Raw genomic sequence first — 23,050 nt, 5'->3', positions numbered from 1 at the left:
TGATAGAAATATGAAATTTATATGACTGAAAATACAGGAATAAATGACTGAAGGTAAAAACAGAAATAAAAACCTCCCGAACCCACTAAGGCACGAGAGGTTGAGTCTCTAAAAACCGTTATTCTACCGCTCTATCTAAACGAATTTTCCGCTCTTCATAAATGGCGACAACACCTAACATCACAATCCCCACCGCCGTTGCAGCAAATAATAAATAGAATGTATCTGACCAGCCATGCAATGTGAGACCACCCAATGAAATACCATCTCCTTTTGGGTCTGCAATGCGAGAAACGAGGACTTTTGCCATCCCATCACCGAATAGGTAACCAAAGAAGCCAGGAATTGAGTTAACCACCGCAGTGGCACATTTTGGCGCAAACCCAATGATAGAAATACCAATCAGGATCACAGGGCCAAAAATAAAGAACCCTTCAAAAAACAAGGCAATATAGATTCCCCAAACACTGGTCATATTTTGATAAGCAATCAATGGGAAAATCACAGAAATCATACACAGCATACCCAGTAGCGCACGCCTTCCACCCATTTTATCCGAAACATAACCCCACGTTAGCGAGCCTAAAAAGCCACCAAGCTCAAGGGCAGTGATTGTACCAATCGCAGAAATATCATCCCAGTTGAGCGCCATTTTAACGTACGCCACACTCCAGTTATCCACCCCAATCCGAATGGTATACACACATAAATTCGCAAAACATAAAAACCAAACGGCAGGGTTTTTCAGCACATATTTGACGAAAATATCACGCTTAGACATGCTTTCTGCCGCGGTATCTGCTTTAGAAACAGGCTCGTCAAAAATTTCTTCTGGCGTATTCCACCCAAGCTCAGACGGGTCATCTTTCCCAAAAAATAGGCCAAACGTAGCAATAACGGCGGCAAATAAAATAGGGAAAATAAACATCCCAGCGACATTGCCGTTAAAGGCGTATTCCATCCCAAACAAAGCAATAGGGCCTGCTAAGATTGCACCAATATTATGAGACGCATTCCACCATGAAATATAACGGCCACGGTTCTTTCTTGGCGTCCAGCGGTTAATGGTTGAGTTTGAGCAAGGCCCACCCGGTGCTTGGAATAATCCAGTCAGCGCCCAGAGGAAAATAAATATCCCTAGTGAATGGCCTGAAGACAGCAAAAACATCCCAATCGCGAATGAAGATGCACAGGACAGCAATAGCAAGAAACTGAGTATCTTCTTGGTATTCTTCCCATCAATATAATAGGAGAGCAATACCCGCCCTAAGCTATAGGTAATGGAGAAACCAAACCCCACGGTACCTAAATCACTCAACGTAAAATCTGTTTGTTCAATAATGAACGGGGTTGCAGCTTTGAAGTTATAGCGTAGAAAGTAGATCCCTGTGTAGGCGAGACACATCACCAAGAAGGGTTCCATAAATTTGCGTAGCCATAAATCGCGTTGTACAGAGAGAGGGACCTTGCCAATCGGGAGTCTTTTAATATCAAAAAAGGAAAGTTTAGAACTCATTTTGTTGCCCTTTTATCGTTCTTAATTATTTTAATATTTTATTTTTTTAATTACTGAAGGAACGTATCGAGCTGTTGATAGACATCAGGGCTCGACGCTAAAACATAACCTCCTTTCATCAGAAAATCGGGGTGAGAGAAATAATCGTTGGTTATACCGCCCGCTTCTTGAATTAATAACAACCCAGCAAGGCAATCCCAAGAATTGAGGTGTGGTTCGAAGTAGCCAATCAGCCTGCCAGCCGCAACGTAAGCTAACATCAATGCCGCTGAACCATTGCGGACAAACATGCCATTAGCGTGGAGTAATTTATCTAGAAATGGAATAATAGTTTCAGGTGGCATTCTAGTTGAAATACCCACACCTAATAAGCCAGCATTCAGAGAATGGACAGGGTTAACATTCACACGTGTATCATTGCAATAGCAGCCATGGTTTTGCATTGCATGAAATAAGTCATCGTGGACGGCGTCATACACTGCCGCAATCACCGTATTTTTGTGCTCATCAAGCAGCGCGATGGAAACGCACCAAGAGGCAAGGCCAAAAATAAAAGCACTAGTCCCATCGATGGGGTCAACCACCCAGGTATAGCCTGATTTTCCTTGTGAAAAGCCGCCTTCTTCACCAAAAATGGCGTCGTCAGGGAAACGATGATTAATTTTTTCACGAATAAAATTTTCTGTATTTTTATCCGCAACCGTCACAAGGTCTTGCCCATCACCTTGTTTCTTTTCAATATTTAATTGCCCACGTTGATGGTAATAAGCAACCGCTAACTTACCTGCATCAATAGCAACCTTTTGAATAAACTGATACCTGCTCGAAATAGTGACCATTTCAACCTCTCGAATTGAAATTATTATTTCGAACATTACATTTGTTGAACTATTTATTTTGTGATCGATTTCAAGGCATGAAAAATTAATGTTAATTTTATTTTATAAAAAATAGTTAATTTTGCTGTTAGCTCATTGATATAAATGCCACTAAACTCAAATTAAATATAGCCTAAAGAAATATATCTATTTTTACTTATTCAAAATAAGAATAAATAATGCATAAACCCATCGTTTTATGATGGCAAAATGAAAAAAAAAGCCGCAAATTAATGACTTGCGGCTTTCTAAATATTAGGGGAAAGAAGGAAAAGTATGGGCAAGATAATTGACAATATCCTGTAAGTTATACCATTTCATCCAAACTTCATCTTGGAGAGGAACTTCTGTGTATTGCTCAATCGCGGTTATCAGCTCCAACATTTCAAGTGAATCAATGTGCACATCTGCAATTAATGCGGAATCCACGGTAAAGTTATTCGCAATACCTGAATAGGTTCGGATTTGCTGAATTTGTTCTGATAACCACAGCCAATGAATATCTGATGAAACGCTCATTCTATTCACCTTGTAGTTTATTTATATACGCTAATTTTTCATTTAAATTACGCGTCATTAGCCCTTCTGCGGACAATACCACCTTATCGTCATTATTCATGTACGATGTTCTATAGTGAGAGGCATTTTTAATCGCTAAATAGGACTCACTCTCTGCCTGCTTCGGGGATTTATTCTGCACAGGTTCTCTATTATGGGTCAGCTTTACCCCATTCGGCACTTTATTGTCGATCAAATAGCTGCCGTAATGGCTACCCATTTTAGGTTTAATATCCATTGGCTGGCTATTTTTCTGCGCTAATTCCGTCGCTAATTTAAACTGATCTTTAGTCGACTGGACTATTTTTTCTTCCTGAGTAGACGAAGGTTCCCACGGAGCATCAACATGACTTGGCTCGATAAAATGACGTGATTTAACGGTGTCAATCTCTTGGCTATTTTGAGCAGAATGATGAAAAAAATCGTAGTCTGGTAAAGGTTCTTGAGCCTGAATCTTTAAGGCCACACGCGGTAATTTGACACCTATCTGATCTCCCTTTTGTGGTAGGGCACCCGTATCATCAAACCACTGATGATAAGCACCTTCACTTTCCACTGCCGCTTGGGGCTCTTGATGAGGTTCTGAACCCATTGCATTGTTCTGATTAGTCGCCTGTTTAATCGACTCTCTGAGCGGAGAACTAAAGTAATTCGTTATGGTCGTTGTGTTATGACTATTTGACGTATAATTCGGCAAATTTTCTGCCTTTTCATGTGGAAGCTTGACCCCGTCGATTTCATCAGGAGACTGTGCCTTATTGTCTGTACTTTGTTTTATACCGTCAGGCGTCGGTGTTTTATCTTCCCAACCAACGGTCACCGTCAGTGTTTTCACTATCTCTAAGTATTCTTCTAATATCCCAAACATATTATTCATATAACAGCCTTTATCAACGGACGGGTTTATTCCATCTTTTTGATACGCATTTTTGAGTTCTGCTATTTCACTTTGCTTTTGTTGATATTGAGTTGAAAGTAAACAATCTTCAATTGAAAGATTTTTTATATCTCCCTCTGATAGATGTGGCATTAATAATTTTTCAAATTCAGATTTTATATATTCATTTTTAAATCTATTCTCCATCGCAGAGAAATTGTTTTCGTTTATTTTTGATAACGATTTTTTTATTTTTCTATCAAACTCATTAACCGATCCCCGAATAATTTTCTTATCGTTATTACTAGATAACGTCTGCATATCCTTAATCATTCTGGCCGCACAATCGAGTAATCCATCTACCATTTCATTTGGTTGAAGTAGTGTTAAAATAATTAAACTACTCTCTGGCCGATAATGAAGTGATTGCTGGTTTAAATTCCCCATCCCATTTGAATTTAAAGCATGCGAAATCATTTCTGTCGTTACCCCTTGTGTCGCTAATGAAGGGTTGTCTTTAAACAATTGAATCAATTTATTAACTTGCTTCTCGCCATTACATTTATGTAGATCTTCCTTTGTTACCAACAGGATGTTTTTATTGGTTTTTCTCTCCGTATTGGCACGTATTTCTCCTTCTGTTCCGACTGATTTTATCGATGATATTTGTGATGGGAAATCTTTAATATCGCGAAACTGACTTTTTACTGATGATAATGTAGATTGTGGCGATAACATCGAACTTGTAATACTACTGGGCATAGTAATTCCTCACAAACGTGATTAATTTTTAGAATAGAAAATAGAAAAGATAAATAAAAAATAACACCAGTTACATATTTATTAATCCATTATTATATTGATTAAGGTCTTTCATTAACTGAATAAGTAATTGAACGAGTGTATCGAAATGGCTATTATCTTGCCGAAATGTTTCCAACAATCGAGAAACACCGCTATTAATTGCGCTTTTTTGGCTATCAATCGCAGTTTGGAAACTTTGTACGCTTTGTGCGAGAACCTTATCACTCTGATCCCATGGTGCAGGGCTATCATCCATGATCCTGTATATTTCTTTTATCGGTTTAGGATCGGGTAATATTTTTATATAATCATTTTCATATTTAACGATCAGGCCCTGGGATGATAACTTCTTATCCCAAAAATGATATTGTTCTTGGTTCCCCTTAAACGTCATAAGCGGAGTAATATCATTATGGCTAGGGTTCCAGCTTGGAAAGTACTTTTTAGGGTCACTACCTGAGTATTTCAGCCCAAAATATTTGCTGGCGCTCTTGTCTATTTTTTTCGCATAATTATGAATTAACAGTTTCAGTGATCCCCCATCCTCAAGAATACAATCACTCATTGTCGCAATAGCAGTATTCATTTCCTGCATATATTCAGTGGCTTTCTTGATAATGTCTCCATACGTTTTTTGGTAGCCTGTATGAATATTGCGGATCAATCCATCTAATGGAGCAATATGTGTTCGCCCATCCGCTACCGCACTGTACTGATCCCGTTTTGCACTGAGTCCATTAACGAAATCTTCCGTTTGGTTAAATTCACGCTTTGCTGCTTGCATCTGCGCTTTTACACGGTTTAAATCACCGCTCACCGTCCCGCCATGAAAGTGAGATCCCACGGTTGGGTGACCTATTTCCCGAACAAATTGCATTGCTTGCTCATAAGGGTCCGCGGTCTCGCTTGGCAATAATACCCCTTCAATAGAGGGAGTATTCGTCACAGGGACCTCCAGCGTAAAGTTATGGTGAGCCCGCTGGCTGGCCAAAAATTTATTCGATGTGATTTCCACGATCAGCCCCTCACCATACTCTGCATAGTTCTTAGTTGGCTTTCTCGGATGTCTCGTAAATGTTCATGCATTTGTTTGACAAGGTCTTTATCTTTATCAATTTGCTTGTCTTTATCCGAAGAAACAGTACGTGCGATATCCGCCACTGACTGCTGGCGCATCTTACTCGCTTCTTCTTCTTTGACATTAATCTGATTTGCGGATGTTGCCATTTGCCCCGCATTGTCTGATAGGCGAGAACCTTGCTCTGCAATGCTACTGTGCGTTCGTGTTTTATTCATAATACGGTCATGCTCTTGGCTTTCCGCTAACCCTAATTTATTCGTACGCTGCACCGATTCAGTACTACGTTTCGCCGCAAGATTTTGCTGTGAGGCACTTGATGTATCAACCATCTCAATCGTACTACCATCTTTTGCTTTTAAGCTTAATGGGCTGGCACTTTTCGTCATATTGCTGTTGTTCGCTATCCCTGATAAACGGTCTGCATTCGCACTATTTTGGTTAGCTTTTACCAAGTTATTTTTGATTGATAGTGATTGAGTGCGCAGCGACTTTAATTGAAATGCAGCACCTGCACCGCTGATTGCCATCGATGTCGCAAAGCCAATTAATGCGCCTTTAAACATCTCCTTGCCTTCTTTAATCGTCGATTCCGCCGCAGCTTCCGTCATCTTCCCACTTAAGATTAAAAAGTTAGAACTAATCCGGCGATCTGAAATATTTAGCTCTGCAACCACTTTACGAATGATTTTCATCAATTCCATCAACACATCACTGCTTGCTATCCCCACAAACTGGCTAGATTTCACCTCTGCTGCTGATATCGCCTTGTTAGACTCCGTTCCTGAGTCTAACTGCTTCGAAAAAGTCTCTTTAAAAAAAGAACTGGCAAGCATGACTTGAATTGCCTGGGAAAGTTGTTTTATTTCCGTTTCATCTGGCTGTTGTGCATCTTGGAAAACCTGTTCAATCGCAGATTTTTCCTCTGTCATCACGGTCAATACAGCTTGCTGCATTTGCTCTGGCGTAATGGCTAAAAACTGACGAATATCCCCCAGTAATGCCGCTTTTTCTTCCGAGCCTAACTGACCCAGCGCACTTAATAACTGCTCAGTATCAATCGTTGTATTCCCCATTTTTAATACTGGCTTTTCGACACTCAGTGCTGCGATATTTGATGAAAGCACCTGTAAATCAATATCCTTACGTACCCCAATTACAGTGCTATTTTGTTCTACTTCTTTATTTGAATGGGCTAACGCAGTTGACGTTAATAACACAGGTGTATAGGTTTTAGAATTTGTAATATCCATTTGTTTTCCCTTAATTAAATTAGGCATAACGCGCTGCTAACATGTTAGCTTTACGGCTTGAAGAGTCTTTCAGTGACGACATCATTCCAGTGAACATTTCATCAAATTGTTCATGGTTTTTTGACATGGCTTTAATTAATTGATTGATGATTTCAGTAATTGCCTCAATAACATCACTATTTAGCATCATTCCTGCCAGTAACTCTTTTAAATCTCGCGCCTTCGCTGCGGAATCAAGGCGAAGCCCGCCCGTTGTTGCCGCATTAGAGATAGATAAACCCGCACTAGCCGCTTTCATGCCCACTTCCACTCGTGCCATTGTGGCACTTTGGGTATTCACACTTTTTACAGAGGTATCCGTAAATGATGTGATATCTGCGGCGTCATCAGCTTGATTTATAGATTGATTAACTGTTTTTGAAGCATCTTTTACATCATCAAATTTATCCGCTATCTTGGTAAACTTGGTCAGTTTTGCCGCATTTGTTGCACTGTCTGCGACAGAATCCCCTACATTCACCATTTGCCCACCAATTGAGACTAAATTAGAGGATTTATTCACATTGTTGGTCACTTGATTTGCAGTACTCGCCCAGTCCTCAATATCATCAAACTTGTCCGCTATTTTGGCGAATTTAGACAGTTTCGCCGCATTTGAGGCACTATCTGCAACGGCATCGCCCACATTGACCATTTGCCCACCAATTGACACCAAATGAGTGGATTTTTTGATGTTGTTCGTGACATGGTTAACGGTATTCGCCAATGCTTCTGCATCATCAAATTTATCGGCTAACTTAGTCATCTGGGTCAGTTTTGCCATGCTATCCGCACTATCAGCGACAGAATCCCCCATTTTCATGCCCTTACTACCAATATTACTGAGCGCATTAAGTAAATTTTTGGGTATTGCCTTGAGCGAACTTTTCAGTAAGTTCCCCACATTTTTTAGCACTAACTGAGCAACATTTTTAACCGTGCTTGCAATATTTTTGAGCATTGATCCCATTGAAAATAAGGAGATAGCTAAAAAAGCAATTGCAGCAACGATCATGCCGACAATACTACCAATTTGCTTTGCTTTATCTTCATCCATCCCAAAACTGACCAACATATCAGTCACGCCAATTGATATTTCATTGGCGAGCATTTGCATCAAACTTCCATGCCCTGTTTCTTCTAATACAATATCAGCGACTGAAATGGCGATCCCTATCGCGGCAACGGCTAACATTAATGGGGATGCCGCCCCAAAGGTTGCCACTGTGGCAATAACTGAAACGGCTAACATCACATAGCTAAAAATTTTGCTGGCACAAGATGCCGCTTTATTTGAATCCGCGGCTTTACGTTCCGCTTCTGCAGCTTCTTTCGCTTTTTTGTCAGAGTCTTTACGAGAGGCTTCATTGATTTTCATCATCGTTTCCTCCTGCTCTTTCATATTGCGCAAGGAATCTTCATTCATCGCTTTTTTCAATTGTGCCGTCAGCATCGTTAACAGTGCTAAGGTGTTTTCCCACTTCTCACCATCAACTTCAGTAAGGCGCGGTGCCTCATCAATAAACGTATTCAGGTTTTCTCTATGGTTTGAAGATTCTTTGGCCACATCGACAGAAAGGTTTAGCGTTTTGACGAGTTCCGCATCGAAAATATCAATCTTTTGATTTAGTACCACACGCTGTTCAATAAGTTGCCCTTTCAATGAAGAGAGTTGCTGAATTTCGTTGGTTAACTGCGTCAATGAAACCAATAATTCATTTTTTGTTCTGAGCAGATCTTTAGCCGTTGACTTATCTTCCAAGGTCATCGGTGGCGTTGGGACGAGTGTCATTAACTGCTCGACTTCATCCAATTGCATTTGTACTGTTTGTAACTGTGCACCATTGGATTGAAGGCCATTTTCTGTTTTAGTCAGTGCCGTATCTATCGTCATAATCTGCTCATGAGCAGCGGCAATCTCTTTTTGTTTTTTATCAACCGTGTTCGTTAATTCAGCCAGCTTTGATGTGCTTTGAGAAAAACTCTCCAATAACTGGCTTCCTTTATGACGTAATGATTCAGATTCAAAGTTGATTAGCTGTAAACGACTATTGAGCGCGTTAATATTTCCGTCATGGAGTAATTGGCGTATTGATGCAAATGCTTCAATCAGTGTCGCATTCGCATTAAACTTGGTTTCCTGTTTTGCTTCTGCTTGAGCTAGGGCTGGAACAGCCGCTCGGGTCATTTTAGGGGGAGTGAGTTTAGGCGTACTACTTTCATTACGGTAACGCTTTACCTGCTCATTCGATGCTAACTCCCCACATGCTTCTTCTAAAGCAAGTAGCGCTTTGGCACTATCCTCCGCAATACCTAGTGGGTTGCTGCCTTGCAAAAACTGGTGAATATTATGGATACGGCTATCTGTACTTGAGCCTGTAACATGAGACATATTTCCTCCTTTTAAGCTTTATCGTTACTCGGTTCAGAAACCGTTTTTTCGACATTCTTTTTTAACGCATCAAGATAAGCCTGTGATTTTTTTCGTAAATCTGCTTCTGAGCTGCTTTCCAAAACACTCTCAAAACAATGAATTGCTGCACTGGCTTTTTTCATCATTAAATTGCACTGACCTGCATGGAATAAAGGGCGATAATCATTTTTAGCGAGCACAAAAGCCAAGGCATATAATTCCGTCGCTTTTTCATAACGCTTAGTTAACTGATATACCGCAGCCAGCCCCATGACATAATCTGTGTTATAAAAATCATAGATACTTAAAAAACGGAAAAAGGTTTCCGCCTCTTTTAATTTACCCTGTTGATAAAATTCATAAGCATAAGAATAAATGCCATCCATTGTGCTTTGTGGGATCCCATGAATATCTTTATAAGTCGAACCTTCCATCAGAGCAGTAGTAATATTTCCGAGCAATGCTTCCATATCGACATTTTGCTCCTCTAAGTGCAATGTATTACTCATATATTTACCTTTGTGTTAAAATTTAATATATGATGAAAAAATAAACTTTTTTATCATAATTAATCAAAAAAACCTTGGCTTTAAAAAAACGATTTTATTTATTGAATTATATTTATCATTCATCTGGCTTTATAAATTAGTCGTCTATTTATCAATTTCTTCCTCAAGCAAACTATCAACATCTACTCCCATGCGAATAAGTTCAACGCGAATTAACCACGAAACAATATTCATTATTTCTTCTAGTCCAGTTTCATCAATAAACCGATCTTTTTTATAAGAGCGCCATATCTTTCTTGCTAACGGAATGTCTCTAACGACAGGGACGCCCTGTTTTTCAGCATATTTAATAATTGCTTTTGCTTGTAACCCACGGCTTTTAGAAAATAAAAAAGGGAGTGGTGCAATATCAGGGTCATAATAGATTAATAATGCAATGTGGGTTGGATTGGCCATCACAAACGTTGAGTTACGGACATTTGATTTCACCTCTTCAGATAATAACTCTTGATGCAGGCCTCGACGCGCACTTTTAATGTGAGGGTCCCCTTCGTTATCCTTATATTCTTTTTTAACCTCTTGTTTTTCCATCTTTAAATTTTTAATAAACAAGAAAAATTCGGTGATCATATCGATGACTATTATCAATAATGCAACGGCTAAAAAGACGATAATAAACGTCGCTGACAGACTCGCCCATTGTCTGATCATGCCATCGAGTGCAGTACGATAAAGCATAAAAATCTCATGCCGCCAGAGGTAAAAAAACACACCCGCTGATATTGCAAAAACAAGTAAATATAAAAATGCTTTCACTAATTCCTTTAGTGAATTAAGCGAAAATATTTTTTTAAACCCCGCAATTGGGTTAAGTTTCGTAAAGTCAATTTTTACTGCTTCAGTGGCTAATCTAAATCGACTTTGTAGTAATGAAACCAATGTTCCTGCTAAAAAGCAGGCTAATAAAATAGGTAATAGCACACGAATGAAAATAGAAAAAAACTCCCACAATAGCGTGTCTATATGAATATTCGTTGGTGAAATTAATATTTTTTTCGTTAATATAGCCAAATCATTTAAATTTGTTATCCCATCAAAAACAAAAGCACTCACAATAAGCACAATAGCTGCTACCGAATCTTTACTTTTATAGCTTTGTCCTTTTTTTGCAGAATCTTTTATTTTTTTGTCGGTTGGTTTTTCTGTTTTCTCTGCCATCGTTTTCCCCCATATTAAAATTTATTACGTTGAGAGGAATATTTGTGATAATGGTGATAATGAAATCATATTGACCAAAATATCAGGCACTTCATTCTGGAAATAAAGTAAAAACACAATAAATGCAATAGTCGATTTTATTGCTAAAGATAATGAAAATGCATTTAATTGTGGGCAAAATCGAGAATATAGTCCTAAGGCAACTTCAGTAATAAACAATGTCACAATAATGGGCGCAGCTAAAATAACACCTTTTACAACCATGTTATTCATCCATTCACCTAGGGGTAAACTATTAAATGAAGAAAATCCCTGCCCCAACGGCAATAAGTGATAGCTTTGTGCAAAAATCGTTGAGAGTTGATACATGCCACCTTGAGCCAAAAAAACCATACACACGATATAACTCAAGAAAACAGCAAGTTCCGAAGCTTCTGCCCCACTTGCAGGATCAACAATGCTACTAATGGTTTCCCCTCGCTGAGTATCAATTAATTCCCCGATGATATTCGCTATCATAAAAGGTAAACCCAATATGAAGGCAAGCACTAAGCCAATAGTGATTTCATAAAGAAAAATTTCAACCAAACCAATGCGTTCCCACTGAACTTCTGCTGTGGAGAAAAATGGCCATAAACCGAGAGCTAAATACACAACCACACAGTTTTTTATCATGCCGCTATTAAGCAACTTATTACTTAAAAAAGGTAAAAAAAACATCACCGGGGCGATTCGTAGCCACGCAAGTGCCAATTTAATCAATCCCTGTTGAAAGAGAAAAAATAAATATGACGCCAGCGAAATAAACTCCTGGCTCATTAAAATAGCCCCACCGCGGGAATTGCAGTCGTGATTACCTCAATAGCGTAATTCATCACCTTGTCAGCTAACCAACCTGAGATCATAAATAAAGAACCAAATACCGCTAACAACTTCACCCCAAAAGGTAAGGTCTGTTCTTGGAGCTGCGTGACCGTTTGAATTAACCCCACTAATAGCCCAACAACCGTAGCAACAATGACAGGGATCGCCGATAAAATAACAATCAATAACATCGCTTTATTACTGGCATAGACAATCTCATCCATCTTATTACCTCGCGTCAATGTTGTGCTAATTCAAAATATTGCATCACAAGCCCTTTAGAAATCAGCGTCCAGCCATCAATCGCTACAAAAAGAATCAGTTTTACAGGCACCGATATTGTGACAGGGCTCATCATCATCATGCCTAGTGCCAGTAAAATGCTGGAAATCACTAAATCAATCACAACGAAGGGCAAATAAATATAAAAACCAATTTGAAACGCTGACTTAATCTCACTTAATGCATAGGCAGGTAATAATGAAAAAAGTGTTGGCGCAGTACCATCCGCACTTATTTCTTCCTCACTGCGCCCTTGCTGAATGGACTCAAAAAAAGTCACTAGCTGCGGGTCTGAATATTTCTGCAAATAGGTTTTATAACGCCCTAATCCGTCATCCACAAAATGGTCAATAGAGTCTATATTGCTAAAATCCACACTTTCTTGGCGCATATAATTATTCACATCTTGCAAAACTGGCATCATGACGAAGATAGATAATAATAATGCAATGGCGTTTAATACCATCGTTGAAGGAACTTGCTGTACCCCCATCGCATTGCGAACCATAACCAATACAATAGATATTTTTAAATAGCAGGTTCCTGCTGCAATCACAAAAGGGAGTAATGTGGAAAATGCAATTATTGCTAATAATGGAATTTCTTGTGGAACAGTTGGCATATTAAACTCTTTTATCACCAAGGCTAATAATGCGAGTAATTTCCAAACCTAAGTCATCGCCATCCCCAATATAGATTAATTCACCTTCCGCAATTAACTGTTTATTAGCATAGACTTTCACTTCTCGCTCTTTATTTTCACCAATTGAAAAAACAGAACCTATCTGAATATCACTCAACTCATTAATTTTAATATTCGTGCTTCCTAATACAAAGCTCAGTTGAATATTCATTTCGTTAATATTAAATGGGCGTACAACTTCATCTTGATAATCTTCTGTAGATTGAATGTTATTTTCTGTTGAAATGAGTTCTTCAATCATAAATAGTCCCTCTTCTTGTTTTTGAAAGCGTGCGAATAATTGCCCAGCTATTTTCATGTTTAAGGTTAATTGTTGAATACACAGTACATCTCCTAACGCTAAAGAACTTAATAGCGACACACTGATAGTACTGTGCCCTAAAACCCAATCCATGGAGAGTAATAGATTGTCATAGGAATAATGTGCAATATTTCGAATGGGTAGCCCTTCAAATGGCGCATCTATCAATACCGTGCCAAGTTGATTTTCGAATACAGATAAACCAAACCTTTCAATTTTATTATGATTAACAACATCTACTGAATGGCAATAAAACTGAGTGGTAAAAAAAGATTTATTGTGATTTTCAAATTTGAATATTTCGCACACGCTTTGATCATCTACCCCCTGCCATGCATAATGCGCTAAATGAGGCCAACGGTGTTGGCACCAGCCATGTACATCAATCATCATTTGGATTTGCTGGTTATCATTTTTTAAACACACATTAAAGTAACGCTTTTCTACATTATCTTTATTGAGAATTGCAATTGCTTGGTATTGCTTCTCCCAAGTTTTTAGTTGTTTTTCATGTTGGCTAATTCGCCTTATTTTCAACATACTTAATCTTCTTCTTGTTGATTATGTTCCCGCTGCTGGTGATGTTGCCCACGTTCTTGATGCTGCTCTTGTCGAAAATAAACATCGTGTTCACTATTTAGTAAGTGCTTATTTTCTTTTAGGGTTTCTTGCACTTCTCGACTCTGAGTCATCACAACCAATTCAGTTTTCGTCGCAAGTTCAAAAGTGACTGACGGTGCGTTTTTCCATTGATGGAACGTGTAAGTTAATGTTCTTGGCTCATGTTCATTTGTTATCGCCAAATGAGAAATCACGTTATGCTCAACTATTTGACTGATACTCTGAGAGTGGGTTGTTGCATCTCGAAATGGCAAAACCTGAGCTTGGCGATACACTTCACCAACTGCATTAATCTGTGGTGGGCGATTCTGGACGATATTAACGTCTTCAATATCTGCCATCTCTTGTAAAACAGGTGCTTTTTTCTCATTTTTCGTCAATTCAGGCCTAAAATCAGCTAATGCTTGATTCAACGGCAATTGCTCATTAAATGTTTTTTTACCCAAAAAATGTGGTGGATCGCCATCAAGCAAGACATTTTCTTTGTCATTACCAATATCTATATTCACCGTATCACGAGGGCTATTTTCCAGATGATGTAGCTCAGAGTTATCATTATGATGCATGGCTTTTTGATCACTATTCAACACGGTATTTACCGTGCGGTAAGCATTATTTTCCACATGGGGTAACTCAATAAAAGGCGTATTATCCGTATATTGCTCATCAATAACGCCAAAATTTAGCGGCGTATTTTCAGGCATAGCTGCGGCCTGACTGAGGCTTAATAATGGCTTTACTGGCAAAGCGTTATCGCAAAATGGAATCACAATCCCCCCATTAATATTCACCAGTGGAAACTCATCATCAAACTCACGTTGTGTTAATACATTTTCGTCTGTCTGTGTCTCATCAAGAGTGACTTGAATATCATTTATCCCAACTGCTTCATTTTGAAAAAAGGCAAACTCACTCCCTTTAGAAAGCTGAGTTTTATTGGAGCTATCGTTTATATTAGGAAAAAATAAATTCACAGTATTTAAATCAATAAAGTTTTTATCCTTGCTATTAGGCAACACAGAAAAATCCGAGCGTATAATTGAGTGATTAATTTCCTTATTCGGATAAAGAATATTTTCCTGTAGGTTATTATTTTGCAGAGTTTCTTTGGGTGTAATACATTTTTCAATTTCACTTGATTGAATAGAAATATTCTGTGCTACATTTGATGGTGTATTATTTTTGTTCAAATTCATGATTATTTTTTTAGCCATCATTTGTAAACCTGTATTTTTATTCCCCTTTTTATTTATTTGGGCATAATCCAATATTGTTTTATCTGAGGGTTTTGCTATTCCCACACCAGAAGAAGTTATAACGGTTTCCCTTTTAGGTGAATTTATTGCGAACATGAACGAAGATCTCCTCTATTTCAGTATGCTGTTGCCGCTCTAATTTTAAACGCCGAGTGATAGATTGCTGTTTAAGATATTTTTGGAATTTTTCACACTTACCTTGTAATACTTGCACCTGCGTCGCCATTTGCTTAGCCAAGAGTTGATATTTGTCTATTTGAGTCGACATTGTGTCAATCTCGTATTCAAACTGGGCAATATCACCAAGCACTGCCGCTTTTAGCCTTTGGCGTTCCCAAAAAGCAATAGGGCTCAGCTCTTGGGATTTTTCATATAACGCAACCTGTGCAGATAAGATCAGGATACGTTCCCTCATACTTTGAGAGGCACTTTGTAACGCACTAATTTGCGAATTAAGTTGCCCCTGCTCATAGCGAATTTTGTCTAAACGACGTTCAGCCAACTGCAATAGATTTTTGACGCTCATGATGCCAATTGGCTTAAGTGACTTAACAACGTTTCTACAGAGGCGCTCTCAGTCATTCTTTGCTTTAAAAAAGTCTCAATTGCGGCTTGTTTATCTAGCGCTTCATCGTTCTCTGCATTTTCCCCACGCTGGTATTCACCAAGGTCAAGATACAGTTGAAGTTGTTCAAGTCTTCCTAACATCTCACGGACTCGAGCTGCCGATTGTTGATGCATAGGTTGCGTGACTTTAGAAAACACACGACTAATGCTGTTTAAAACATCAATGGCAGGGTAATGACCGCGGCCTGCCAGTTTCTGGCTAAGGTAAATGTGGCCATCTAAAATAGAGCGGATCTCATCACCAATCGGGTCAGCTTCCTCTTCGCTTTCTAATAACACTGTATAAAAAGCGGTAATTGACCCGTTTTTGAGACGCCCAGGGCGTTCGAGTAATAACGGTAATTGTTCAAATACAGAAGCAGGATAACCCCGCCTTGCAGGTAGCTCACCTGAGGCCAATGCCACATCACGTAAGGCCCTTGCATAACGCGTCATGGAGTCCACATAAAGCAGAACGTTTTTTCCTTCATCACGATAATATTCCGCAATCGTCGTCGCTAATAATGCCGCATTACACCGTTCAACGGGTGGGCTATCCGACGTGGCATACACTAAAATTGTATGCTCTGCCTGAGGAGAAGATTTCAACTCTTCAATAAATTCAATAACTTCTCGACCACGCTCACCGATTAACGCCACTACATGGATATCAGCCTCCGCCTGATTAATGATCATATTCATCAGAGACGTTTTTCCGCTTCCCGCAGCAGCAAAAATGCCAATACGCTGCCCCTGACCACAGGTTAACAACCCATCAATCGCTCGAACACCAGTGAACAAAGGTTGATCTATTGGTTGCCTTTTAGTGACACTAACGGGTGGATTATCAATACGTTGTAATCGGTTATCAATATACGTGATCTCATTTTCGCCTTCAGTTAGCCGCCCAACCGCTTCCCCAGTCGCGTCAAAAATTTTGCCCGTAAGGTACTCACCAACAGGAAAAACAAAAGGATAGCCGCTAGGCCGGATAACCACTTCACGGGTTAATCCTTGAATACGACCAACCAAACTCAGCACAGCAAGCCCTTCTTTAAAGCCCACAACTTGTGCTTTAGCAATAATGTGAGTATTCGAAATCGACTGCTCGATAAAGCAAATTTCACCGATAAAAACACCTTGCAATGGAGCTTCAATAAGGCTGCCATGAATGCGCACAGGATGTGCGCACGTATCGAAAAATTTCATCATTTAAGCGGATAATAATTGGCGTAATTCAATTACACGTTCAAAAAATTCTTCAAAGCTATCTGAAAATAATGACATTTCATTCAATGAAGCTGGTTTTAATACCGCAGATAAAATCAATTCATTCTCAACAAGATTCAATGCGGGTTGCCCTGACTGAAAATTACGCGGCGGATATTCAATAATAGATTTTAATAATAAAACACTCATGGAATCGAGAAGGCTATAATTACATGGCAATAAATTACACCAAATAATGATATCATCCGAAGAAAGATCAATATTAATTGCAGGCACGTCATTCATCTCTAACTGAATATTTGAATGGCAATCCAATTGACCATTAATTAAATCACTGCGCCCCATTACACTTAAGTATTCGTTCAAAACTTCAATAAAACGGTATTTCATATTACATTCCTTATTTAAATGGTTTTAATCACATTGACTTTTATGGTGTCTGAAATCTCATTAAAAGAGAGAACCTCTAGCTCAGGGAAACGTCCTTCTATGATTTTTTTCACAAAACGGCGGATATCAACAGGGACGAGCACACTGATATCCCTAATTGATAAATAATTATTTTCTAATGCCAACTCTGCCGATTGAATTAAGGCATTACTTGCTTCTGGCTCAAGGTGCAAATACACGCCACCCGATGATTGGCGAATTCCTTGGCGAATAGTGTCTTCAAACTCTGAGTTAATCATTAAAACATTGAGGCGCCCATCTACCGCAAACCTTGATGAGATATACCTCGCCATCCCACTACGAATATGCTCAACAAGCATCAAACTGTCTTTTTCTTTCGGTACCCACTGCACTAAAATTTCAATAATCAATTTCATATTCCGCACTGAAATTTTTTCCATCAATAAACGTTGGAAAACCTCAGTAACTTTCTGCACAGTGGCATGGCGATAACACTCTTTGAGTAATTCAGGGTATTTACTATCGAGGTCATCAAGCAAATTTTTGGTTTCTTGAATACCAAAGAATTCATTAATATGGCGCAGCATAAGTGTGCTAACACAATCAATCATTTCTGAAATATCATCACGAGCATACAGGCCTAATTGCTCAATATTTTCTTTATCTTTATTATCAAACCAAATATTTTTTGAGCCGTACTCATCAGCGTACTCGATTAAATCAACACCAAGGTATTTCAATTCATCCGTATTTGACAATAACCGATGGCCATAGAAACAAATATCATATTCCCCTGCTTTTACTTCATTAATTAATATGACTATTTTATTTTCTTCAATTATCGGCGAGTAATTTATTGCAATATCAGGGATTCGATAACCATAACGAATAAAAACATCTTTTTTCAAGCGAGATAAAAAATTATTATCTTCTAAATGTGTTTTATAATTTTGATTTACTGAAATAATAATAGGGAGTGTCTCTGGAATATATTCATCAACAAAGTCTTGGTTAACGCGTTGCGTTTCCCCTTCGGTCACATCTGAAGTAACACTTTCTATTTCTTGCTGTTTTTCATTGACCATTTTCTGACGTTTTTTATAGTAACGTACGGCAAAAAGCCCAATCAGCAATGCAGAAAGAAAGAGAAAAATTGTCGTTGGAAACCCAGGTAAAAACCCCATGAAAAGCACAATCAAAGCGGTAATTAATATCGTAAAATCATTAGCAAATAATTCAGAAACAATATTCTCACCCAAATTTTTGTCATTTCCACCAACACGCGTCACAATGAAACCCGCACTGATTGAAATCAGTAATGCCGGTATTTGAGCAACTAGGCCATCGCCTATTGTTAACAGCGAGAACGTATTTAGCGCTGTCGAAACATCCATGCCCTGTTGTGCAGTACCGACAGAAATGCCGCCGATTAAGTTGACAAAAATGATCACAATACCCGCGATAGCATCACCTTTGATAAACTTCATAGCCCCGTCAAAAGACCCAAATAACTGGCTCTCTTTTTCGAGGTCTCCCCGTTTTTCTTTCGCGGTGGCTTCATCAATCACACCCGCGCGCAAATCAGCATCAATGCTCATTTGTTTGCCAGGCATTGCATCAAGAGAAAACCGCGCAGCCACTTCCGCAATGCGCTCGGAACCTTTTGTAATAACAATAAACTGCACAATTGTCACAATGGCAAACACTACCATTCCCACAACGAGGTTATCTTGAATAACAAATTCGCCAAACGTGGCTATTATATCGCCTGCATCGGCTTCTAATAGAATTAAACGGCTTGTACTAATTGATAAGGCTAATCTAAATAATGTACTTATTAATAGAATGGATGGAAACGACTGAAAGTTCAGCACCCGGGTAATATAAAAAGAACTCATAAAAATAAGGACTGAAATCATAATATTCAGACCAATTAATAAATCGACCAAAACCGTTGGTAATGGAATAATCAACATGGCGATAACCATCACCATAATCACCAATACCATTAATTCAGGTCGCTGTCGGAGCTGTAATAAAAACCCTGTTAAATTTTTCATAGAATGATAAATTTCCTATTTATTTCTTTGCTGTTGCTCTTTAGCCACAATGTCACTCATATGCACTTTTAAATATGACAATAATGCATCTCTATCTTCCAATGATGGAAAAACAGCGACAGGTATCATTGAGAATGCCAACAGTAATAACTGCAAAAATTGAGCACGTATTTCGGTATGAGCAATACGGAGTTCTTTATTAATAAAAGAGATTATTTTTTCTTCAAATATTGTTTGCCCACGTATCCCGCTGGTAAAAACTTGGCTCAGTGATTTTTCCAATATCGGCTTATTTATATCAGTGCTGTTCTGAAAGCATGTTGATAGAAAAAATTGCTGGCTAAAGATAGAGTCAAGTGACTGTAATTCCCTTAGTCGCCCGACCCGAATAAAAAAATTACCAAATTCACTAACATTGATATCCCCCAACGGCAATGCCTGTAAATCACACGCTAATGCACGCGCTAAATAACGCATCATGTTTTCGCGTTCTTGAAACTCTAGCTCGTCAACCCACTGCTCATATAAATAAACTACTGGGCCGTCATAGCTAATAAACTCACGATAAACCGCCCTCAGGTTCCCAGCGCTTTGCTTTAGTTTTTTAGCAAATGCTTTAGCTAATAGCGCGACATTCGCACCAGCTTGGGCACTACGCGCATTTTCATCATTTAAAAGATGCTCATTCAGTGTCTCAAGGCTATCAATTTGTTCCTGCTTTAGCTTTCTGCGGTGAATTAATGTTGCAAGCGCCATTAATAAATCGCTGGGATCTGGGAAAAACTGCAACAATAATGCACGTAATTGCTGCGGTGTCATAAGCTGCTTATTTAGCAACCCCTCGATTTTCATCACTTTTTCATCGGCATCATTGTCTAAAATGCGTTCAGAAAAACGTGTCCACTCCTCTTCAGGTGCCTTTCGAGAGCTCCCTCGGCGCACATGACTCGCGGCCAACATAGCCATTGACGCGTATTCACTACTGCTATCAATGACACCTAAACCACGGGCAACCTCGTCGCCATCATCACTATTGCTCTTTGATGATGCACGGCTTTTATCCTGAGTGTTGGATAAAAACCGGTTGCTGTAATTCATTGGCGTTATTGCCATGATTCACTCATATATTGCTGTAAAAACTGTACCGTGCCATGCAACTGGCTATCACGCTGAGTAATACGCGTTTTTTCTGAGAACTGACGGCCATCCCATGCTTCATTTTCATCCAATAAACGCGGCTGAATAAGAAAGAGGCGTACCATTTTCTGCTGGTTAACTGAAGAGCTACTAAATAAACCACCAATCCAAGGAATATCTCCTAACCCAGGGATTTTACTTTCATTTTCAATATATTGCTCACGAGTGTAGCCACCTATCAGTAAACTACTGTCCTTCGCAATCCGTGCAACCGTGTTAATACTCGTTCGGTTAATAGACGGTAGCCCTTCAACACTGGAAGCCTTGCCATCACTACCATGGCTTTGTGCACCATCTTCAATATTGACTTCCATTTCAACTTGATGACCCGCTGAAATACGTGGCATGACGCTGATCATGGTACCGTAAGTGACTTGCTCCAACGTCGCAATCCGCTCACCTTGTAATTTGGCGTAAAAGCTGGTGTTGTTATCAAATAATGCTGGAATATTTTCTTGTGTCAGTAAAACAGGGCGGGACACGATATGCCCATTACCTTTTTTGCTAAGTGCATCAATTTGCAGTAAAAACTCTTGGCTATTTGAGAGTGTGCTACGGTTAAAGGCAATTGCCCCTCGACCCGCTTTAAATGTCCCTACTTCCCAACTCACACCTAAGTTATCTAACTCAGAGCGGGTGATATCGATAATCCATAACGAGAGTTCGACTTGACGCCGACGGACATCCAGTGTACGAACTAGCTGTTTTACATAGTTAATTTGTTCTTGGCTGCCTTTAACGATTAAGCTATTACTGTCTGGATGCGCGACCAATGAAAGTGCCTTTTTACCCGATGAACGATTAACAATAACCTGCTTTTTTTCCGACGTTCCTTCACCTATTGGGGCATCCATTAATTCATCGATTGAATCCCCAGATACATTAAGTTTTGCAGGCTGAATATTAACGGTTTCTTCCACGGTATTGCCGCTATCTTTAAACAATGTACTAATCACTGTCAGCATCCCTGGCACTGTTGTGCTCTGGCCGCGAGATGAATATGTACGGTCAGTGACTGAAGCATGTTTCAATGAAATAACAGCTACTTCACTGCTTGTTGACTCTTCTTGGTTTAACTGTTTTTCGAGGTACAGCGTGGCAGCTTTGATCAGCTCAACATACAGCGGGGGCCCAGAAACAAACAATAAATTATCAGCACCTTGGGAGCGCACAGGGAATCGTTCATCATATATCCCGTTACGCTGAATGTAGTTCAGCACTTGCCCACTGCTCACACGCTGTGTTGGTACAATAACACTGCGCATTTCACTGTTATCATAAACATAGATGCTGGCACCATCGTCATACCACACTAGCGCAATACGCCGCGTCAAGGCTTTAAACATTTCATCCGCATTCGTAAGGTTAAAGTTACCTGTGACTTTTTTCTGAGCCGCTAATTTGCTTAAAATAATGGGTTTATTTAACTGTTCAGCCACAGCTTCAAAAACTTTAGCCACCGCAATATTATTCGCGACAAAAGTTTCATGGTTTTTTTCTTGTGCCACAGGCTCTGCAATAAATATTTCAGATTGAGCCGCGTAAACATTAAAATTCAGTAAAAAGAGCGTCAGCAATATTGCTCCTTTTCTTTTACTGCTCATATAAATTTGCTCCAAGATGTCTTATTTCTGAAGGCGTTAACCCCAGTTCTTTTTTGATATCATTGGTGAAATGTGAGGCTGAGCAATAACCCGCTTCTAACCCAACATCTAAAATGGAACTTTCACTCTCAATTAACTGTAAAATTGCGTTCGCCATACGAACACTCATAATTTTACGTTTTGCTGTTTTATTAAAGTTTTCTCGATAAAGTTGTCTAAAATAAGACGCTGATACACCATAACGGGCACAAAGCTGATTGATATTGGCATTCTTATCACTCTGTGCAGCTTCCAAAATAAAACGCATCATTCCGTAAGCTTCATATTTACGTAATACATTGCACCAACAGTTAAATAACGGGTGTATTCTTATAACCAAATCGATAACAACATTTCTAATTGAAACACTGGTAGAAAGCTCTTCATCCAATGAAATAAATTCTTGTGTGATTTGTTCATTTAAGCTGTAAATTTCCTTCTTTGAAAGAAATGACTGCCCCATCGCTGTATCAATCACCGCAAGAATCTCAATCAACTCTGACAATGCGATTGAATAGAGCTCCCAGCATGGGTTTTCATTACTCTCTAACACTTCATCATTGGCAATAAATATAGATGATTGCTCAAATGAAATATTTAAATTTGAATATGGCGATTTATAAAAAAACGCCGTTGCGCTATCACCTGGTACTGCCAAAAATAATTTATCCTGCAAAGAAAAACAGAAATTTCTATTCTCTAACAGCGCAGTAATATCTTTCTTTGTCATGAT

21 protein-coding genes are annotated in these 23,050 nt (G+C 39.0%); all 21 read right to left on the bottom strand.

From position 1 onward, the window contains the following. Window positions 1-118 precede the first annotated feature (118 nt). A complete protein-coding gene (gene uhpT, locus J6836_RS18400) occupies window positions 119-1,516 on the bottom strand; it encodes a hexose-6-phosphate:phosphate antiporter (RefSeq protein ID WP_219245311.1) in 1,398 nt (465 codons plus the stop codon). Window positions 1,517-1,566: 50 nt separating this feature from the next. Beyond that, on the bottom strand, window positions 1,567-2,355 hold the full coding sequence (locus J6836_RS18395; RefSeq protein WP_219245310.1) for an inositol monophosphatase family protein: 789 nt from the start codon (window positions 2,353-2,355) through the stop codon (window positions 1,567-1,569). A 294-nt stretch (window positions 2,356-2,649) separates the two neighbouring features. Next, window positions 2,650-2,913, bottom strand: coding sequence for an acyl carrier protein (locus tag J6836_RS18390; protein WP_219245309.1), 264 nt, complete (start codon window positions 2,911-2,913; stop codon window positions 2,650-2,652). Between the two features lies 1 nt (window position 2,914). Continuing rightward, window positions 2,915-4,591, bottom strand: coding sequence for a hypothetical protein (locus J6836_RS18385; protein ID WP_219245308.1), 1,677 nt, complete (start codon window positions 4,589-4,591; stop codon window positions 2,915-2,917). Window positions 4,592-4,661: 70 nt separating this feature from the next. Continuing rightward, the gene (locus J6836_RS18380) at window positions 4,662-5,648 is read right to left on the bottom strand and encodes a hypothetical protein (protein WP_219245307.1); all 987 of its coding nucleotides are present in this window, start codon (window positions 5,646-5,648) and stop codon (window positions 4,662-4,664) included. A 2-nt stretch (window positions 5,649-5,650) separates the two neighbouring features. Further along, on the bottom strand, window positions 5,651-6,964 hold the full coding sequence (locus tag J6836_RS18375) for an IpaC/SipC family type III secretion system effector (protein WP_219245306.1): 1,314 nt from the start codon (window positions 6,962-6,964) through the stop codon (window positions 5,651-5,653). Between the two features lie 19 nt (window positions 6,965-6,983). Then, complete coding sequence (gene sctE, locus J6836_RS18370; RefSeq protein ID WP_219245305.1) at window positions 6,984-9,395, bottom strand: type III secretion system translocon subunit SctE; 2,412 nt, start codon at window positions 9,393-9,395, stop codon at window positions 6,984-6,986. Window positions 9,396-9,406: 11 nt separating this feature from the next. After that, window positions 9,407-9,925 (bottom strand): type III secretion system translocator chaperone SicA, encoded by a 519-nt coding sequence (gene sicA, locus J6836_RS18365; protein ID WP_219245304.1) that lies wholly within the window; start codon window positions 9,923-9,925, stop codon window positions 9,407-9,409. A gap of 144 nt (window positions 9,926-10,069) precedes the next feature. Continuing rightward, window positions 10,070-11,143, bottom strand: coding sequence for an EscU/YscU/HrcU family type III secretion system export apparatus switch protein (locus tag J6836_RS18360; RefSeq protein ID WP_219245303.1), 1,074 nt, complete (start codon window positions 11,141-11,143; stop codon window positions 10,070-10,072). Between the two features lie 24 nt (window positions 11,144-11,167). Further along, window positions 11,168-11,962, bottom strand: coding sequence for a type III secretion system export apparatus subunit SctT (sctT, locus tag J6836_RS18355; RefSeq protein WP_219245302.1), 795 nt, complete (start codon window positions 11,960-11,962; stop codon window positions 11,168-11,170). Then, the gene (sctS, locus tag J6836_RS18350) at window positions 11,962-12,231 is read right to left on the bottom strand and encodes a type III secretion system export apparatus subunit SctS (protein WP_219245301.1); all 270 of its coding nucleotides are present in this window, start codon (window positions 12,229-12,231) and stop codon (window positions 11,962-11,964) included. The genes sctT and sctS overlap by 1 nt, the downstream gene beginning before the upstream one ends. A gap of 14 nt (window positions 12,232-12,245) precedes the next feature. Next, a complete protein-coding gene (locus J6836_RS18345) occupies window positions 12,246-12,911 on the bottom strand; it encodes an EscR/YscR/HrcR family type III secretion system export apparatus protein (protein WP_219245300.1) in 666 nt (221 codons plus the stop codon). Between the two features lies 1 nt (window position 12,912). Continuing rightward, the gene (locus tag J6836_RS18340) at window positions 12,913-13,833 is read right to left on the bottom strand and encodes a FliM/FliN family flagellar motor switch protein (protein ID WP_219245299.1); all 921 of its coding nucleotides are present in this window, start codon (window positions 13,831-13,833) and stop codon (window positions 12,913-12,915) included. Window positions 13,834-13,835: 2 nt separating this feature from the next. Beyond that, entirely contained in the window at window positions 13,836-15,266 is a 1,431-nt protein-coding gene (locus J6836_RS18335) for a SpaN/EivJ family type III secretion system needle length determinant (RefSeq protein ID WP_219245298.1), read from the bottom strand. After that, a complete protein-coding gene (locus J6836_RS18330; protein WP_219245297.1) occupies window positions 15,244-15,696 on the bottom strand; it encodes a hypothetical protein in 453 nt (150 codons plus the stop codon). Before J6836_RS18330 ends, J6836_RS18335 begins: the two co-directional genes overlap by 23 nt. Next, window positions 15,693-16,985: a type III secretion system ATPase SctN gene (gene sctN, locus J6836_RS18325; RefSeq protein ID WP_219249547.1), complete on the bottom strand. Its 1,293-nt coding sequence runs from the start codon at window positions 16,983-16,985 to the stop codon at window positions 15,693-15,695. Before sctN ends, J6836_RS18330 begins: the two co-directional genes overlap by 4 nt. Window positions 16,986-16,988: 3 nt before the next feature. Beyond that, a complete protein-coding gene (locus J6836_RS18320) occupies window positions 16,989-17,396 on the bottom strand; it encodes a type III secretion system protein (RefSeq protein WP_219245296.1) in 408 nt (135 codons plus the stop codon). A 14-nt stretch (window positions 17,397-17,410) separates the two neighbouring features. Continuing rightward, complete coding sequence (locus J6836_RS18315) at window positions 17,411-19,477, bottom strand: EscV/YscV/HrcV family type III secretion system export apparatus protein (protein ID WP_219245295.1); 2,067 nt, start codon at window positions 19,475-19,477, stop codon at window positions 17,411-17,413. Window positions 19,478-19,492: 15 nt separating this feature from the next. Further along, entirely contained in the window at window positions 19,493-20,590 is a 1,098-nt protein-coding gene (sctW, locus tag J6836_RS18310) for a type III secretion system gatekeeper subunit SctW (protein WP_219245294.1), read from the bottom strand. After that, window positions 20,581-22,278 (bottom strand): type III secretion system outer membrane ring subunit SctC, encoded by a 1,698-nt coding sequence (gene sctC / locus J6836_RS18305; RefSeq protein ID WP_219245293.1) that lies wholly within the window; start codon window positions 22,276-22,278, stop codon window positions 20,581-20,583. Before sctC ends, sctW begins: the two co-directional genes overlap by 10 nt. After that, window positions 22,268-23,047 (bottom strand): helix-turn-helix domain-containing protein, encoded by a 780-nt coding sequence (locus tag J6836_RS18300; RefSeq protein WP_219245292.1) that lies wholly within the window; start codon window positions 23,045-23,047, stop codon window positions 22,268-22,270. The genes sctC and J6836_RS18300 overlap by 11 nt, the downstream gene beginning before the upstream one ends. Between the last annotated feature and the right edge of the window lie 3 nt (window positions 23,048-23,050).

Origin of the sequence: Providencia sp. R33 (assembly GCF_019343475.1) — a bacterium.
Lineage (GTDB): Bacteria > Pseudomonadota > Gammaproteobacteria > Enterobacterales > Enterobacteriaceae > Providencia.
This window is presented reverse-complemented; position numbering and strand designations above follow the sequence as displayed.